The sequence below is a fragment of the Metabacillus sp. KH_069 genome, from assembly GCF_057838075.1.
This window is the reverse complement of record NZ_CM174460.1, coordinates 3,190,635-3,206,829: the sequence shown is the minus strand read 5'-3', so window position 1 is coordinate 3,206,829 and position 16,195 is coordinate 3,190,635. Positions and strand designations below refer to the sequence as shown.

General features: G+C 42.1%; 14 protein-coding genes. 11 read left to right on the top strand and 3 right to left on the bottom strand.

The genetic code is table 11. The features are described 5' to 3' along the window. Nucleotides 1-11: 11 nt before the first annotated feature. From queA to yajC, 3 genes are read left to right on the top strand one after another with little or no spacing between them, the layout of a single operon-like run. A complete protein-coding gene (gene queA, locus AC3ISE_RS16215; protein WP_489221764.1) occupies nucleotides 12-1,040 on the top strand; it encodes a tRNA preQ1(34) S-adenosylmethionine ribosyltransferase-isomerase QueA in 1,029 nt (342 codons plus the stop codon). A 29-nt stretch (nucleotides 1,041-1,069) separates the two neighbouring features. Beyond that, entirely contained in the window at nucleotides 1,070-2,212 is a 1,143-nt protein-coding gene (tgt, locus tag AC3ISE_RS16210) for a tRNA guanosine(34) transglycosylase Tgt (RefSeq protein WP_070879764.1), read from the top strand. 21 nt (nucleotides 2,213-2,233) lie between these two features. Beyond that, nucleotides 2,234-2,518: a preprotein translocase subunit YajC gene (gene yajC, locus AC3ISE_RS16205; protein WP_309192509.1), complete on the top strand. Its 285-nt coding sequence runs from the start codon at nucleotides 2,234-2,236 to the stop codon at nucleotides 2,516-2,518. Nucleotides 2,519-2,576: 58 nt separating this feature from the next. Here yajC and AC3ISE_RS16200 read toward each other — a convergent pair whose 3' ends face one another. Then, the gene (locus AC3ISE_RS16200) at nucleotides 2,577-2,957 is read right to left on the bottom strand and encodes a TIGR04086 family membrane protein (protein ID WP_489224361.1); all 381 of its coding nucleotides are present in this window, start codon (nucleotides 2,955-2,957) and stop codon (nucleotides 2,577-2,579) included. Nucleotides 2,958-3,108: 151 nt separating this feature from the next. On the opposite strand from AC3ISE_RS16200, the gene AC3ISE_RS16195 reads away from it, so the two are divergent. After that, on the top strand, nucleotides 3,109-3,759 hold the full coding sequence (locus tag AC3ISE_RS16195; protein ID WP_489221763.1) for a DUF421 domain-containing protein: 651 nt from the start codon (nucleotides 3,109-3,111) through the stop codon (nucleotides 3,757-3,759). Nucleotides 3,760-3,762: 3 nt separating this feature from the next. Here AC3ISE_RS16195 and spoVB read toward each other — a convergent pair whose 3' ends face one another. Next, nucleotides 3,763-5,325 (bottom strand): stage V sporulation protein B, encoded by a 1,563-nt coding sequence (gene spoVB, locus AC3ISE_RS16190; RefSeq protein ID WP_489221762.1) that lies wholly within the window; start codon nucleotides 5,323-5,325, stop codon nucleotides 3,763-3,765. A 141-nt stretch (nucleotides 5,326-5,466) separates the two neighbouring features. Between spoVB and AC3ISE_RS16185 the strand changes: the two genes are divergently transcribed. The 7 genes from AC3ISE_RS16185 to dtd all read left to right on the top strand — a co-directional run bounded on the left by AC3ISE_RS16185 (nucleotide 5,467) and on the right by dtd (nucleotide 14,293). Beyond that, nucleotides 5,467-5,763 carry a post-transcriptional regulator gene (locus tag AC3ISE_RS16185; protein WP_286166033.1) on the top strand — a complete coding sequence of 99 codons (297 nt, stop codon included), beginning with the start codon at nucleotides 5,467-5,469 and terminating at the stop codon, nucleotides 5,761-5,763. A gap of 40 nt (nucleotides 5,764-5,803) precedes the next feature. Continuing rightward, nucleotides 5,804-8,050 (top strand): protein translocase subunit SecDF, encoded by a 2,247-nt coding sequence (secDF, locus tag AC3ISE_RS16180; RefSeq protein ID WP_489224360.1) that lies wholly within the window; start codon nucleotides 5,804-5,806, stop codon nucleotides 8,048-8,050. Between the two features lie 148 nt (nucleotides 8,051-8,198). Beyond that, a complete protein-coding gene (locus AC3ISE_RS16175) occupies nucleotides 8,199-8,543 on the top strand; it encodes a LapA family protein (RefSeq protein ID WP_489221761.1) in 345 nt (114 codons plus the stop codon). Between the two features lie 60 nt (nucleotides 8,544-8,603). Beyond that, on the top strand, nucleotides 8,604-10,952 hold the full coding sequence (gene recJ / locus AC3ISE_RS16170) for a single-stranded-DNA-specific exonuclease RecJ (protein ID WP_489221760.1): 2,349 nt from the start codon (nucleotides 8,604-8,606) through the stop codon (nucleotides 10,950-10,952). Between the two features lie 16 nt (nucleotides 10,953-10,968). After that, entirely contained in the window at nucleotides 10,969-11,481 is a 513-nt protein-coding gene (locus AC3ISE_RS16165; RefSeq protein WP_070879771.1) for an adenine phosphoribosyltransferase, read from the top strand. Between the two features lie 156 nt (nucleotides 11,482-11,637). Continuing rightward, nucleotides 11,638-13,830 (top strand): RelA/SpoT family protein, encoded by a 2,193-nt coding sequence (locus AC3ISE_RS16160; RefSeq protein ID WP_309192514.1) that lies wholly within the window; start codon nucleotides 11,638-11,640, stop codon nucleotides 13,828-13,830. 16 nt (nucleotides 13,831-13,846) lie between these two features. Further along, nucleotides 13,847-14,293: a D-aminoacyl-tRNA deacylase gene (gene dtd / locus AC3ISE_RS16155; protein ID WP_489221759.1), complete on the top strand. Its 447-nt coding sequence runs from the start codon at nucleotides 13,847-13,849 to the stop codon at nucleotides 14,291-14,293. 117 nt (nucleotides 14,294-14,410) lie between these two features. On the opposite strand, the gene AC3ISE_RS16150 is transcribed toward dtd, so the two are convergent. Beyond that, entirely contained in the window at nucleotides 14,411-16,159 is a 1,749-nt protein-coding gene (locus AC3ISE_RS16150) for an N-acetylmuramoyl-L-alanine amidase family protein (protein ID WP_489221758.1), read from the bottom strand. Nucleotides 16,160-16,195 lie beyond the last annotated feature (36 nt).

The following is a 16,195-nucleotide window of genomic DNA, read 5'->3' as shown; positions in this document are numbered from 1 at the left end:
GGTGAAAAACAATGAAAGTAGATTTATTTGATTTTAACTTGCCAGAGGAACTAATTGCACAAGTGCCGCTTTTAGAAAGGGATGCTTCTAAACTGATGGTCCTGGATAAAGAGACCGGCTCGATTCAGCATGAACAATTCAGATCAATCATTGATTATTTTCATGAGGGAGACTGTCTGGTTCTGAATAATACCCGTGTTCTGCCTGCCCGTTTAATTGGGGAAAAAAAAGACACGGGGGCTAAAATTGAACTGCTTTTGCTTAAGCAAGAGCAAGGAGATGTTTGGGAAGTTCTCGCGAAACCGGCAAAACGTGTAAAAATCGGCACCGAGCTTGTATTTGGAGACGGCATTCTGCATGCTGTTTGCACAGGGGAGTCTGAACACGGCGGAAGATTGCTTGAGTTCAAGTATGAAGGGATTTTTTATGAAGCATTAGACTCTTTAGGGAAAATGCCGCTGCCACCATATATTAAAGAGCAGCTGGATGACCAGGAGCGGTACCAGACTGTCTTCTCCAGAGAGAGGGGATCAGCTGCAGCCCCGACTGCAGGACTGCATTTCACAGAGCAGATCTTAGATCAATTGAAAGATAAAGGTGTTCATATTGTCTTTATCACTCTGCACGTTGGTCTTGGAACATTCCGGCCAGTAAACGCTGATGTAGTTGAAGAACATGAGATGCATGCTGAATTTTATCAAATGAGTGCAGGAACAGCCCAGCTGCTTAATCAAGTGCGCGCTGAAGGCGGACGAATTATTTCAGTAGGGACTACTTCAACACGCACTCTTGAAACCATCGCTTCAAAAAATGATGGAACATTCATCGAGGACAGCGGATGGACAAATATCTTTATCTATCCCGGGTATGAATTCCGTGCTATTGATGGAATGGTCACAAACTTCCACTTGCCAAAATCATCTTTGATAATGCTTGTAAGTGCGCTGGCTACAAGAGAGCATGTCATGAATGCCTATGAAACGGCAGTCAAGGAAAAATACCGATTCTTCAGCTTTGGCGATGCCATGCTTATCATCTAAAGAAAAACAGCCTTGAAGGAGGAAAAAAGGTGTCATCACCAATACGTTATGAATTAATTAAAACCTGTAAACAAACCGGTGCAAGACTCGGCCGTGTTCATACACCTCATGGGTCGTTTGAAACGCCTGTGTTTATGCCGGTAGGAACTTTGGCTACTGTAAAGACAATGTCCCCGGAAGAACTTGTGCAAATGGGTGCAGGCATCATCTTAAGCAATACGTATCATTTATGGCTGCGTCCTGGTCATGAGATTGTCAAGGAAGCGGGCGGGCTTCACAAATTCATGAACTGGGACCGCGCGATTTTAACGGATTCAGGCGGCTTTCAGGTTTTCAGTTTAAGCGAATTCCGCAAAATAGAAGAAGAAGGCGTGCATTTCAGAAATCATCTGAACGGCGACAAATTGTTTTTGTCCCCGGAAAAAGCGATGCAGATTCAAAATGCCCTAGGTTCTGATATTATGATGGCATTTGATGAATGTCCTCCGTTCCCGGCTGAATATGACTATATGAAAAAATCAGTAGAGCGGACAAGCAGATGGGCAGAGCGCTGTCTTAACGCTCATGAGCGTCCGCAAGATCAGGGACTATTTGGGATTGTACAGGGCGGAGAATACGAAGAATTAAGAAAGCAAAGTGCCCGAGACTTAGTTTCAATGGATTTCCCTGGCTATGCAGTCGGCGGTCTTTCCGTTGGAGAACCCAAAGACATTATGAACCGTGTGCTTGAATCAACAACTCCATTGCTTCCGTCCAATAAACCACGTTATCTGATGGGCGTCGGCTCTCCGGATTCTCTAATTGACGGGGCGATCAGAGGAATTGATATGTTTGACTGCGTACTGCCGACGCGTATTGCGCGTAATGGCACATTGATGACAAGCAGCGGGCGTTTAGTTGTAAAAAATGCTAAGTATGCACGTGACTTCGGTCCGATTGATGAGAATTGCGATTGCTACACTTGCCGCAATTACAGCCGTGCTTATATCCGCCATCTCATGAAGTGTGACGAGACTTTCGGGATCCGATTAACTTCTTACCATAACCTTCATTTTCTGTTAAAATTAATGGAGCAGGTCAGACAGGCAATCCGCGAAGACCGATTAGGCGATTTCAGAGATGAATTCTTTGAACAATATGGGTTTAACAAGCCGAATGCTAAAAACTTCTAACACTTGAAAGGGGTGAAAAATATGGAATTATTGACTACGGTTGGCCCGTTAATCTTAATGTTCGCGATCTTTTATTTTTTATTGATCCGTCCTCAGCAGAAACAGCAGAAGAAAGTGCGTGAAATGCAGGACAGTCTTTCAAAAGGCGACAAAGTCGTAACGATTGGCGGTATGCATGGCATCGTTGATTCAATCGACGAAGAAAAAGTAATCATCAAAGCTGGTGATGGCTCACGCCTCACATTTGACCGCCGCGCTATTCGCGACGTTGTTGAACAAAAAGGCATCACGATGGAAAAAGCCTAATACATAAGGCATGAACAAAAAGAAGCGCTGTTTAAGCGCTTCTTTTTTGCTTTCTGCTTTATTTAGAGGAACCCGACAAATTCACTCCCATAACGCCTCCGAGCATGGCTATAGCAAGAAAACCGCCATGATACATGGTCTGCTCCATTGTAAATGTTTTTCCGTAGCCTAAAAATTGAAATAAAAAGATAATTAATGTATAAAGGACGGCTGATGTGCCCCCGATCAGCCATCCGCGCTCTTTTCCTTTTCCTCCGGCAATAAAACCCCCGATGAAAACGGCTAAAAATGAGAGGCCCAGTATAAACCATTTAATGGAATCTTCCGTTAAGCCAGTGAATTTAAGCAGCAATGAAAAAAGTAAGCTTGTTGCAAGTGCTGCCATTAAAATGCTGGATAATCCGTAAAGAATGGCTTTACCCCATCTTCGCGTTTCGATTGCAATCTCCCCCTTATCCCAGTCAGCTTGTTTTTGCTCGTCTTATTACCATCCTATTCACATCAAAAGAAAATAGAATCAATTTGCTTTACATGAAAATGATTTATCCGTTCAAAATAAACCTATGTGACAAAGGTGAGGAGGATGTGAGATGGAAGAGCATTTGATCATTATCGGAAGAACCATTTTTTTATATTTTCTTATTCTAATCATCTTCAGATTAATGGGGAAGCGGGAAATCGGCGAGTTAAGCATCCTGGACTTAGTTGTTTTTTTAATGATCGCCGAAATGGCTGTAATGGCCATTGAAAATACGGATGATCCCTTAATACATACCGTTATACCAATGTTCCTGCTTCTGAGCATACAGATTGGCCTTGCCTATCTGTCCCTTAAAAATCACAAAGTAAGAAAACTGCTCGACGGAAAACCAACAATCATTATTGATAGAGGCAAAATCAATGAACGCGCCATGAAAACGCAGCGCTATAATTTTGATGATCTGCTCATCCAGCTCAGGGAAAAGGAAATTAACGACATCAGCGAAGTTGATTTTGCCATTCTTGAACCATCAGGAAAGCTATCTGTTATTAAAAAAGAACATGAGCATGAGCATCAGGAGCTGCAGCTGCCGTTAATTATTGACGGATCAATTCAGGAAGAGAACTTGTACCGTATTGGCAAAACAAACTTCTGGCTCAGGCAGCAGCTTAGGGATTCTGGCTATTCCGATATCAAAAACATCTCTTTTTGCACACATAATAAAGGTGCATTTTTCATCGATTTGAGAGATGAAAAATAATCATCAGCGAGGTGCAAACTTAGAAAGAGTGTTTCCTATATACGGTATCCTTTTTATTTCTTCCTTGTGAACTAAACGGAAGATGACGAGAAGGATGCAATAAACTGTAAATGTAAACAAAACCGAAATGATTAACTTTTTTCCCATGCCGAGAGAAAGCAGCTGGTAGAAATAAAAACCTGCTATGCCGGAGAGAATCATTGTCAAAAAGCACTTGGCATATTCTCCAATCCTTATCGAGAGAGAGATTACCTTCATGACGGTTGCTAAATGAAGCAGCGTGACAAGCATAATCCCTGCTACAATGGCAAGGGCGGCTCCCATGATTCCGAGAGATGGCCGCGTTGCTAAAAGAAAGATCAGGGCTGTTTTAATAGCAGAGCCGACAAAGCTGTTGATCATGGCGGCTTTTGCCAAATTTAGAGCCTGTAAAACGGCTTGAAGAGGTCCCTGAAAATAGTAAAAGATAAAAAAGGGAGCCATAACCTGAACAAAGATGGCCGCGTGGCTGCTTCCGTACATAACCGTCATCATTGGCTTAGCATAGATATATAAAATAACTACGGCGAACCCGCCTGTCACAAGAGACAGTCTGAATGCCTGCTGAAGTCTGTGCTGGACAAGGTGCAGCTTTTTTTGTGCCATAGCTTCGCTGATTGCGGGGACAAGTGCTGTAGATAAGGAATATGTAATAAATGACGGAAGCATTAGAAGCGGAAGGGCATACCCTGTCAATTCACCGTACTGTCTGGTTGCCATCGCTGCTGTAAATCCTGCAATAGCCAAGCTTTGTGCCACAACAATCGGCTCAAAAAACCAGGCGATGGAACCAATCATGCGGCTTCCGGTTGTCGGGAGCGCAATGCTCATTAAGTTTTGGAAGGTATCTTTTCCGTCGTGGAGTGATTTAAAAAACTTCCTTCGGATTTTGAATTTCTTTTTCATTTTAAACATTGAGAATAAATAGAGGAGAGAAATCAGTTCTCCAATAACGGCAGATGCCATGGCTCCTGCTGCTGCGTACTCAATTCCATATGGCAGGAATGTTTTTGTGAAAACCGCGATTAATGAGATACGGACGATTTGTTCAAGTACTTGTGAGATCGCTGCAGGACGCATGTTCTGCTTTCCTTGAAAATATCCTCTGAGAACGGATGAAATGGCGATAATTGGAACAACCGGTGTTATGGCAAGAAGAGGATATAGTGTTCTTGGGTCAGTCAGTAAAGAATTTGATAAATAGGGTGCGAGAAGAGCGATGGCCGGAGTAAATAAAAGACTGAGTGTTCCTGTAATGGCAAGAGAGACAATCAGGATTTTTTTGATTTTCCGCTGATTTCCCTCAGCTTCTGCTTCCGCAACTAATTTTGATATCGCAACAGGCAAACCGAACTGGGTAATCGTAATAATCAGAACCAATGTAGGCATCGCCATCATATATAGCCCGACGCCTTCCTCCCCGATAAAACGAGCTACAACAATCCGGTTTATAAAGCCCAGTACCCTTGTAATCAGACCGGCCGCAATCAATATTAACGTTCCCTGTAAAAATGTTTGCTTTGACATGGCTTTCCCTGCCTTCTCAAATAGCTTGTAATCATATACAATTACTATATGCGCTATGATTGGCCAAGCATGACAAGTATGTTCAAGCAGAGGCTTATTCAAAATAAATTATCCGCAAATGTTCAGGTAAAGGAGCGTGTCATGATGGAAAAGGATGAAATCGAAAAATACCGCCATCACGTAAAGCCGGCGCTAGTCAGCAAAGCAGAGGAATTTAAAATCCTTGATTACGGCGAGGTGACAGTAGAAGAGCTTTGGAATTTCCTAAGAAATAAAAAATGGAAGAAAAAAAATGAGCTGATGGTGTATGAAATGGTTGCTGATATTATGGCCATCAAGCCAAACGAATTCATGACATTTGCTACGATTGAATCTTATAAGGCGGGCAGCTGGTTTGAAAGCGAAGAAGGCAAAAAGCTTGGTATAAGTGAAGGGTAATACATATTGAATGGTTTTTTTCTAAGGAGGAAACAACATGATAAAAAAAGGACGCATTATTGCTTTTTTCTTACTCGTCCTTTGCGTAGGAAGTTTGATTGGCGCTTTTGGCAACAAAGCCGCAGATAATATTTTGCTTGGTCTGGATCTTCAGGGCGGATTTGAAATTCTTTATGACGTAGAGCCTGCTAATGAAGGTGACAAAATTGACCGCAATGCACTTGTCAGTACAGTGAATGCTCTGCAGAAGAGAGCAAACGTGCTTGGAGTCAGTGAACCGAACATACAGATTGAAGGCGAAAACAGAATCAGAGTCCAGCTAGCCGGTGTAAAGGATCAAAACCAGGCAAGGGAAATTCTTTCAACACAGGCAGAACTGACATTCCGTGATGTAAACGATAAAGTCATGATGAATGGTTCAGATCTTGTGGAGGGCGCGTCCAAGCAGACATTTGATCCCGATACACAAGAACCAATCGTGGCCGTTAAACTGAAGGATGCTGCCAAGTTTAAAAGCGTGACAGAAAAGATCGTAGCGATGCAGCCTGAAAATCAGCTTGTCATCTGGCTTGATTTTGAAGAAGGCGACTCGTATAAAAAAGAAGTTGTAAAAGAATCACCTAAATTTTTATCTAATCCGAATGTAGGCGAAGTCTTCAACACAACTGATGTAACCATTACTGGACAGTTCACAGTTGAAGAAGCCAAGGATCTGGCGAATCTTCTAAATGCAGGATCTCTTCCTGTTAAACTCGATGAAACGTATTCTACTTCCGTAGGAGCGCAGTTTGGTGAAGAAGCACTGCAGAAAACGGTTCTTGCGGGTATTGTCGGCATTGGAATCATCTTTGCCTTTATGCTGTTTTTCTACAGATTGCCAGGTATTATCGCAGTTGTTACTTTAAGTACATACATTTATCTTATTCTTCAAGTATTCGATTGGATGAATGGGGTATTAACTTTGCCTGGTATCGCTGCCTTAATTTTAGGAGTAGGGATGGCGGTTGATGCCAACATTATTACTTACGAGCGGATCAAAGAAGAAATCAAGCTTGGCAAATCAGTCCGATCTGCTTTCAGAGCTGGCAACAGACGCTCTTTTGCAACCATCTTTGATGCAAATATTACAACAATGCTCGCAGGCGGGGTACTGTTCTTCTTTGGAACAAGCTCTGTTAAAGGCTTTGCAACAATGCTGATATTAAGTATTCTTTTAAGCTTTTTAACATCTGTCTTTTTATCAAGAATCCTGCTGTGGCTCCTTGTAGAAAGCAGATGGCTGGATAAGAAACCGGGATATTTCGGCGTTAAAAAGAAAGATATAATTGATTTGAGCAAGTCTACTGAAGATGTAGACGCTCCAACCAGCTTTGATAACGTGGATTTTATTAAGCACCGGAAAAAGTTTTTTGCTCTATCTGGCCTGCTCCTGGTAGCCGGAATTGTTCTTTTGCTTGTAATGAGGCTGAACCTTGGCATTGATTTTGCCAGCGGCACACGTATTGAAGTGGGCTCAGATCAATCATTAACAGCAGAAGAAGTGGAAAAGGAATTTGCTGAACTTGATCTTGAAGCAAAAGACATCGTTCTCTCAGGCAATAATAATCAAATTGCCGTTGCGAGACTTATCGGCGTTCTTGACAAAAATGAAATTGCCGAAGTGAAGGATCATTTTAACAAAGCATACGGAAAAGAACCGAGCGTAAGCACAGTTTCGCCGACAGTCGGGAAGGAACTGGCACGAAATGCATTGTACGGAATTTTAATTGCATCTATCGGAATTATCATTTATGTTTCCATCCGCTTTGAATTTAAAATGGCACTTGCATCGATTATCGCGCTTTTACATGACGCATTCTTTATCATTGCGTTCTTCAGCTTCACAAGGCTTGAAGTGGATATTACTTTTATTGCAGCCATTCTCACGATTGTAGGATACTCGATTAATGATACGATCGTTACCTTTGACCGGATACGCGAGCTTTATAAAAAGACAAAAGTGAAAACATACGATGATTTAAAAAGTATCGTAAACCGCAGTCTTCAGCAGACGTTCACGCGTTCTTTAAACACTGTTTTAACAGTTGTTATCGCTGTAATTGCTTTGCTGATTTTCGGCAGTGAGTCGATTTTGAACTTCTCAATTGCCTTATTGGTAGGGTTAGTTTCAGGAACATATTCCTCCTTATTCATCGCATCGCAGCTTTGGATGATCTGGAAATGGAAAGAGATTCAAAAGAAAAGCAAGATGAAAAAAGTCCAGGACCATGATGAACCAGTTGTATAAAAAGAACCGCGAGAAATCGCGGTTCTTTAATTTTTACTGAAACTGGTTAGGATAAGAACATGCTATAGAACATCCCTTTATCCTAATTTGTTTTAATGAATTCAAAAAAAGGGTAAAAGAAAAGAGATTTTCAGAAGGGGGAAAGAAAATGAAGAGACAATGGAGCTTTATATTTGCGATCCTTTTTGCACTTATTGTTGCAATCTTTGCTGTCATAAATGTGGATCCGGTTGAAGTGGACTATTTATTCGGTGAAGCCAAATGGCCGCTGATTCTAATTATTCTCGGTTCCGTTCTGCTTGGAGGCCTAATGATTGCTTCTGCAGGATTAACAAGAATTTACGCTCTTCAGCGCAAAGTGAAAGTCCTTGAAAAAGAAAAGGCAGAATTATTGAATGAAAACGAATCGCTGAAAAAAGATCCGCGTGTTCATGAAACGAACAGCAGTGCACATGGCGCCAAGCAAATAGGCCAAACATCAGAGGAATTATAATTTCCAGTTTGTCACCCCTTACCGACTCTAGTATAATAGTGTGGTTAAGGGGTGATTTTTTTGCTGAAAGCGAAGACTAGATGGGACATTTCCAAACCTCATCCGGATAAAGCTGATGAATTGATAAATGCGATGAATGTTACGCCTCTGGTTGCTTCTCTGCTGCTGAATCGCGGAATTGAGACTGCTGAGCAGGCCGACCAATTCCTGAATATTGAAAAGCATGGTTTTTTTGATCCATTCATGCTCCTTGGAATGGACAAAACTGTTAAGCGTATAAACGATGCGATTGCAGATCAAGAAAAGATTTTGATTTTTGGAGATTATGATGCAGATGGAGTGAGTTCTACGACCGTTTTGCTTGAAACGCTGAACTCACTCGGAGCTATTGCTGATTTTTATATACCTAATCGATTTACTGAAGGCTACGGTCCTAATGAGATGGCTTTCCGACATGCTCATGAAGAAGGATTTTCTTTAATCATTACTGTGGATACAGGGATCTCGGCCGTGAATGAAGCGGCTCTTGCAAAAGAGCTTGGCGTTGATCTGATCATAACCGATCATCATGAACCGGGACCAGTTCTTCCTGATGCGTACGCGATCATCCATCCAAAGCAGCCTGACTGCCAATATCCTTTTAAAGAGTTAGCGGGTGTAGGTGTTGCTTTTAAGCTTGCCCATGCACTGCTTGGGAAAGCTCCGGAGCATCTGCTTGAAATTGCTGCAATAGGAACCATCGCCGATCTTGTTCCGCTTCATGGAGAAAATCGTCTGATTGCACGTCTTGGAATTCAGCAATTAAAACGAACAGAACGAAAAGGCTTAAAAGCGCTGCTTAAAGTAGCAGGAGCTGAAGGAAAAGATGTCAATGAAGAGACGATCGGATTTGCGATAGGGCCGCGGATAAATGCCATAGGAAGGCTTTCGTCTGCTGATCCGGCCGTTCATCTCCTTATGACAGAAGACGCTGAGGAGGCTCAAAGTCTTGCAAAAGACATTGACCTTCTCAATAAAGAAAGACAGAAAATCGTCTCGCAAATTACCGAAGAAGCGATAGAACAGGTAGAATCCATGTATCCGATTGAGGAAAATCCGGTGCTTGTTCTTGCAAAAGAAGATTGGAACCCCGGAGTGGTCGGGATAGTAGCTTCGAGAATGGTAGAGAAATATTATCGGCCTACAATTATCTTAAGTATTGATCACGGCAAGGGAATTGCTAAAGGATCTGCAAGAAGCATAGCCGGTTTTGATTTATTTGCTAATTTGTCAACGTGCCGGGAGATCCTGCCGCATTTCGGAGGACATCCAATGGCTGCTGGAATGACTCTTAACATAGAAGATGTTGATCAATTAAGACAGCGTTTGAATGCTCTTGCAGCTGAGAAGCTGACTGAAGAAGACTTCATTCCCCTAAAAAAAATTGATGCGGAATGTGCTTTAACCGAAATCACTACGGACTCCATCGAAGAAATCGGACTGCTTGCTCCATTTGGAATGAGCAATCCCAAGCCTCTCTTCCTCCTTGACTCCATTCAACTGGGATCAATGAGGAAAATAGGTTCAGATCAAACACATTTGAAGCTTGCGGTGGAACAAAATCATCAGCAGCTCGATTGTATCGGATTTGGATTCGGGCATCTGCACGATCATATGGCACCTCTTGCAAAAGTGTCAATGGTTGGAGAATTATCCATCAATGAATGGAATAACTTCCGTAAACCGCAATTCATGATCCAGGATCTAGCTGTCAATGAATGGCAGCTGTTTGATGCTAGAGGAACCCGCAATCTTCAGAAAGCTGTTGAAAAAATGAATGACAAAAAAAATGTCCATATTGTTTTCCAAAAGGAAACGCTCACTTTGCTTGAGGGGCTGGACCTTAATCTTCTATTCTTGGAAAACGGCCAAGAAGCAGAAGGATTGGATTTAAAGGATAAATATGTGACGTTCATTGATACGCCATCTTCAATAAACCATCTGAATGCTCTTTTTGAACAGGCGCGTCCTGACCGGATTTATGCTATTTTCCATCAGCATACGGAACATTTTTTTGCCACAATCCCGACAAGGGAACATTTTAAATGGTATTATGGATTTTTGAAACAAAAAGGGACATTTGACTTAAAAAAACACGCAGAAGCGCTTGCCAGACATAAAGGCTGGTCAAATGAAACAATAGATTTCATGTCACAGGTGTTTTTTGACCTGGAATTTGCTACAATAGAGAATGGCATTATTTCTGTCAATCATCATCCGCCAAAAAGAGATCTAGCCGAATCTACTGCGTATGCTTCCAAGCTTCAGCAATTAGAGCTTGAAAATACGCTGCTATATTCGTCATTCCAGGATTTAAAAACATGGTTTGATGAAAGAATGAAAATATCGTCAACGCTTGTCAATGCATGAGGAGGACAAACTTAATATGGATTTAAAGAAATATGTAACAGTGGTTCCGGATTATCCGAAGCCGGGCATTCAGTTTAAAGATATTACAACACTAATGGACAATGGGGATGCTTACCGCTATGCAACAGATCAAATTGTTGAATATGCGCGCAAGCAAAACATTGATATAATTGTAGGACCGGAAGCACGCGGATTTATCATCGGCTGTCCTGTTGCTTATTCGCTTGGAGTAGGCTTTGCGCCTGTCCGCAAAGAAGGCAAGCTTCCCCGCGAAGTTGTTCGCGTAGAGTATGGTCTTGAGTATGGCAAAGATGTGCTTACTATGCATAAAGATGCCATCAAGCCGGGTCAGCGCGTTCTGATCACAGATGATCTGCTTGCTACAGGCGGAACAATCGAAGCAACAATTAAATTGGTAGAAGAGCTTGGCGGAGTCGTTGCCGGCATTGCTTTCTTAATTGAATTAAGCTACCTTGACGGACGCAGCAAATTGGATGATTACGATATTTTGACACTGATGAAATTTTAATCACATAGGGAAAAGCACTCGGGAATGGGTGCTTTTTCTATATTAAGGCAGGTACCAGCCATTAATTGGGCACAGAAAAGACAGTATTTCTCTTTACTTCTTCTGTGTTTTTCATGATAATAGGTACAATAAAGTTTTCATTGTAAAGGTGATTCCATGGCTAATGAACAAGTACTGACTGCTGAGCAGGTCATAGAGAAGGCAAAACGATATTTAACGGATGAAGACTTGCTTTTCATTCAGAAAGCCTATGATTTTGCGGAAGAAGCGCATCGTGAACAATACCGTAAATCGGGTGAACCATATATAATTCATCCTATACAGGTCGCAGGGATTTTAGTTGATTTGGACATGGATCCGTCGACAATCGCGGGTGGATTTTTACATGACGTCGTAGAAGATACGGACGTCACACTTGATGACTTGAAACAAACATTTAATGATGAAGTCGCCATGCTAGTGGACGGGGTTACAAAGCTCGGAAAAATTAAATATAAATCTCACGAAGAACAACAGGCTGAAAATCATCGTAAAATGTTTGTCGCAATGGCACAGGACATTCGTGTGATCTTAATTAAACTTGCTGACCGTCTTCACAATATGCGCACACTTAAGCATTTGCCGCAAGAAAAGCAGCGGAGAATCTCTAATGAAACGCTTGAAATTTTCGCGCCGCTTGCGCACCGTCTGGGGATTTCAAAGATAAAGTGGGAGCTTGAGGACACAGCTCTGCGCTATTTGAATCCGCAGCAGTATTACCGCATCGTGAATTTGATGAAGAAAAAGCGTGCTGAACGTGAGCTTTATTTAGAAGAAGTCATTGGCGAAGTGAAAAATCGGGTACATGAAGTAAATATTAAAGCTGATTTTTCAGGCCGTCCAAAGCATATATACAGCATTTACCGAAAGATGGCCCTTCAAAATAAGCAATTCAATGAAATATACGACTTACTTGCTGTTCGGATTGTTGTAAACAGCATCAAGGATTGTTATGCGGTCCTGGGCATTATCCACACATGCTGGAAACCGATGCCAGGCAGATTCAAAGATTATATTGCCATGCCGAAGCCCAACATGTATCAATCCCTTCATACTACTGTGATTGGTCCTAAAGGGGATCCTCTTGAAGTTCAAATCCGCACGAAGGATATGCACACGATTGCAGAATACGGGATCGCTGCGCACTGGGCGTACAAAGAAGGCAAAGAGACAGAAGAGCAGTCAACACTTGAACAAAAATTAACATGGTTCCGCGAAATTCTCGAGTTTCAAAATGATACAACGAATGCAGAAGAATTTATGGAGTCATTAAAAATCGATTTGTTTTCTGATATGGTGTTTATTTTCACGCCTAAAGGCGATGTGATTGAAATGCCTTCAGGCTCTGTTCCGATTGACTTTGCCTACCGCATCCATTCTGAGATCGGCAATAAGACAATCGGTGCAAAAGTAAACGGCAAAATCGTTACCCTGGATTATAAATTAAAAACCGGCGATATCATCGAAATCATGACATCGAAACATTCCTATGGCCCTAGCCAGGATTGGCTTAAGCTTGCCCAAACGTCTCAGGCGAAAAATAAAATCCGCCAATTCTTCAAAAAGCAGCGCCGCGAGGAAAATGTAGACAAAGGTAAAGAGATGGTCGAGAAAGAAATTAAAAATCTCGAATTTGAATTAAAAGAAGTCTTAACGAGTGATAATTTAAAGCGTGTAGCTGAAAAATTCAATTTCTCAAATGATGAGGATATGTATGCCGCTGTAGGCTATAACGGCATCACGGCTGCACAGGTTGCGAATCGCCTGACTGAAAAATGGCGCAAAAAACGCGATATGGAACAAGAGAAAGATATTTCAGAAGTCATTTCTGAAGTGCGTCCATATTCATCTAAAAAGCGTGACAGCGGGGTCCGTGTAAAAGGAATTGACAACTTGCTGATCCGTTTATCCAAATGCTGCAATCCTGTACCAGGTGATGAAATAGTCGGTTTCATTACAAAAGGACGAGGAGTATCTGTTCACCGCGATGACTGTCCAAATGTGCATACGGAAGAAGCACAGGCCCGTCTGATCCCGGTTGAATGGGAAACACAGCTTGATGGCCGTAAAGAGTACAACGTTGAAATCGAAATACTCGGCTATGACCGAAGAGGACTTTTAAATGAGGTCCTTCAGGCTGTCAACGAAACAAAGACCAACATTTCGTCTGTTGCAGGCAAATCTGACCGCAACAAAGTAGCTACAATCAACATGGCGATTGCCATTTCCAACATAAGCCATCTTCACAAAGTTGTGGAGAGAATTAAGCAGATTTCTGATATTTATTCTGTAAGAAGAATCATGAACTAGAAAGGGTTTTTCTGTCTTGAAGATAGTTGTCCAGCGCGCTAAAGATGCAGAAGTAAAAGTAAATAACGAAACAGTCGGCAAAATTTCTGAAGGATTTATGCTTTTAGTAGGAGTCACACATGAGGACTCTGAACAGGATGCTGACTACCTTGCAGATAAAATTGCCAATCTGAGAGTTTTTGAAGACGCGGAGCAAAAAATGAATCTTTCTCTGATTGATGTGGGGGGACAAGTCTTATCCATTTCTCAGTTCACTCTTTACGGTGATTGCAGAAAAGGAAGAAGGCCGAATTTCATGGCAGCTGCCAAGCCTGATCAAGCAGAGCCTTTATATGATTACTTCAATTCAAAGCTTCGTGAAAAAGGCATTACCGTTCAAACTGGGGAGTTTGGCGCCATGATGGATGTTTCATTTACAAATGCCGGTCCTGTTACCTTGATTCTCGAATCACAGGTGAATTAAGAAAACCGCCGGGCACTGAGTGCCTGGCGGTTTTTTTGTATTAAATGAAGAACGATATTAGTTAATATTGGCACCGGAAAAAAACACTCAAGCCAGAGCCTGAGTGTTTTTCCGAGCTTATTTAAAATACTGCGCCAGTCCATAATAAATCCCTTGTGCCACTCTTTCCTGATAGGCATTTGAGCGTACAGTCAGCTCCTCGGTGCTGTTGCTGACATAACCAAGCTCCAGGAGAACGGCAGGCTGGTTATTTTCACGGATAACATGATAATCCCCAAATTTTGTTCCGCGGTCTTTTAACTTCGTTTGTTTCATTAATTCTGAATGAACAGGTGAAGCCAGGGGCTTATCTTTAGACTCACTGTAGTAATAAGACGTCATTCCATTAACGCTTCTATTATTGATGCTGTCAAAATGGAGACTTATAAAAGCGTCTGCATCTCTGTAATGAGCCGTGCTGACACGTGAGCTTAAGCTAATGTAGCTGTCACTGCTGCGCGTTAAGTGCACGTCCGCCCCTGATGCTTTCAGCTTATCAAAAACGAGCTTGGCGGTAGACATCGTGAGATTCTTCTCAAGTGTACCTCTAGTGCCGATTGCCCCGCCGTCACGGCCTCCATGTCCAGGATCAAGAACAATGGTTTTATTTTTTAAGTAAGAGGTAACATCTCCGCCAGGTCTTGAGACAGAACTGCCTTCACCAGATTGTGAGACTACCCATCCTGCTACATAACCTGCAGTATTGCCGGAGAGCTGGATCTTAAACCAATCGCCTTCTTTGCTGATAACAGAAAATTGTTCTCCTGCATTAGCGCGTCTCAGAATGCTTTGATTTGTAGATGGGCCTTTTCGAATATTTGTCCCATCCTGCAAAATGCTGACTTTAGATTGGCTTTTTGTGTTTCCATTACCTGTATTTCCCTGTCCGCTTGCAATCGAAATATAGGAACTCGAAACCCAGCCTTTTTTATTTCCTGAGTATTTAATATGATGCCAGCTGTTCTTTGTTTCAAGAATGGTGACCTCTGCATTTTTTGAAATGGAACCAACTACAGAGCCATTTAAGCTGCCGCTGCTGCGGACATTCAGGGAGCTTGCTGTGACTTTTCCTTTTTTGCCGCCGCTTACAGGCGCCTGCACGGAATTTGCAGAAATGAAATCACTATGTACCCAGCCTTTTTGACCATTAAATTGAATTTCGTGCCATTTATCCTGTGTCTTAGTAATCGCAACAGAAGCATTTTTTTTCAAGCTGCCGATAGTGGCGGCTGATGTTGAAGGCTTGTTGCGCACGTTCAGTGAAGTCGCAATGACTTTTCCGCTCCTAGACCCTGATGAAGCAGGAGCTTTAGCTTGTTCCTTTTTTTGTAAGGAAACAAACTGACTGGAAACCCAGCCTCTTTTCCCATTAAAAGAGATTTCGACCCAATTTGAATTTTGCTGAACAAATGCTGCCGTTTGTCCCTTGTCAAATGTTCCTGTTACCTGAAAGCTTGTGCCGGGACCGCTGCGTATTCTCAAGTCTTCGGCATTTGATTTGACAGTATCAGAAGAACTGCCTGAGCTTGCTTTTGGTGCTTGGGCCGATTGCTGAAGAGTTACCAGCCATGAGGCTACCCAGCCCTTGTTATTTCCTGATAATTGGATTTGATACCAATCTTTTTTCTGGTCTGTGATGGAGTACACAGCCCCTTTTTTCACACTGGCGATGACAGAATAGCTTAGTCCAGGGCCGCTTCTGATGTTTAATCCATCAACTGCAATGACTGCTTTTTTCGTTTCAGCTGATGCAGACTTGGGCATCATTTGAAGCTGACACATGATAAGCAGGGTGCAAATAATGGAAATGAGTAGTTTTCGAAACAATGACCGATCCTCCTTTTTCATAGATAACTTATAGTA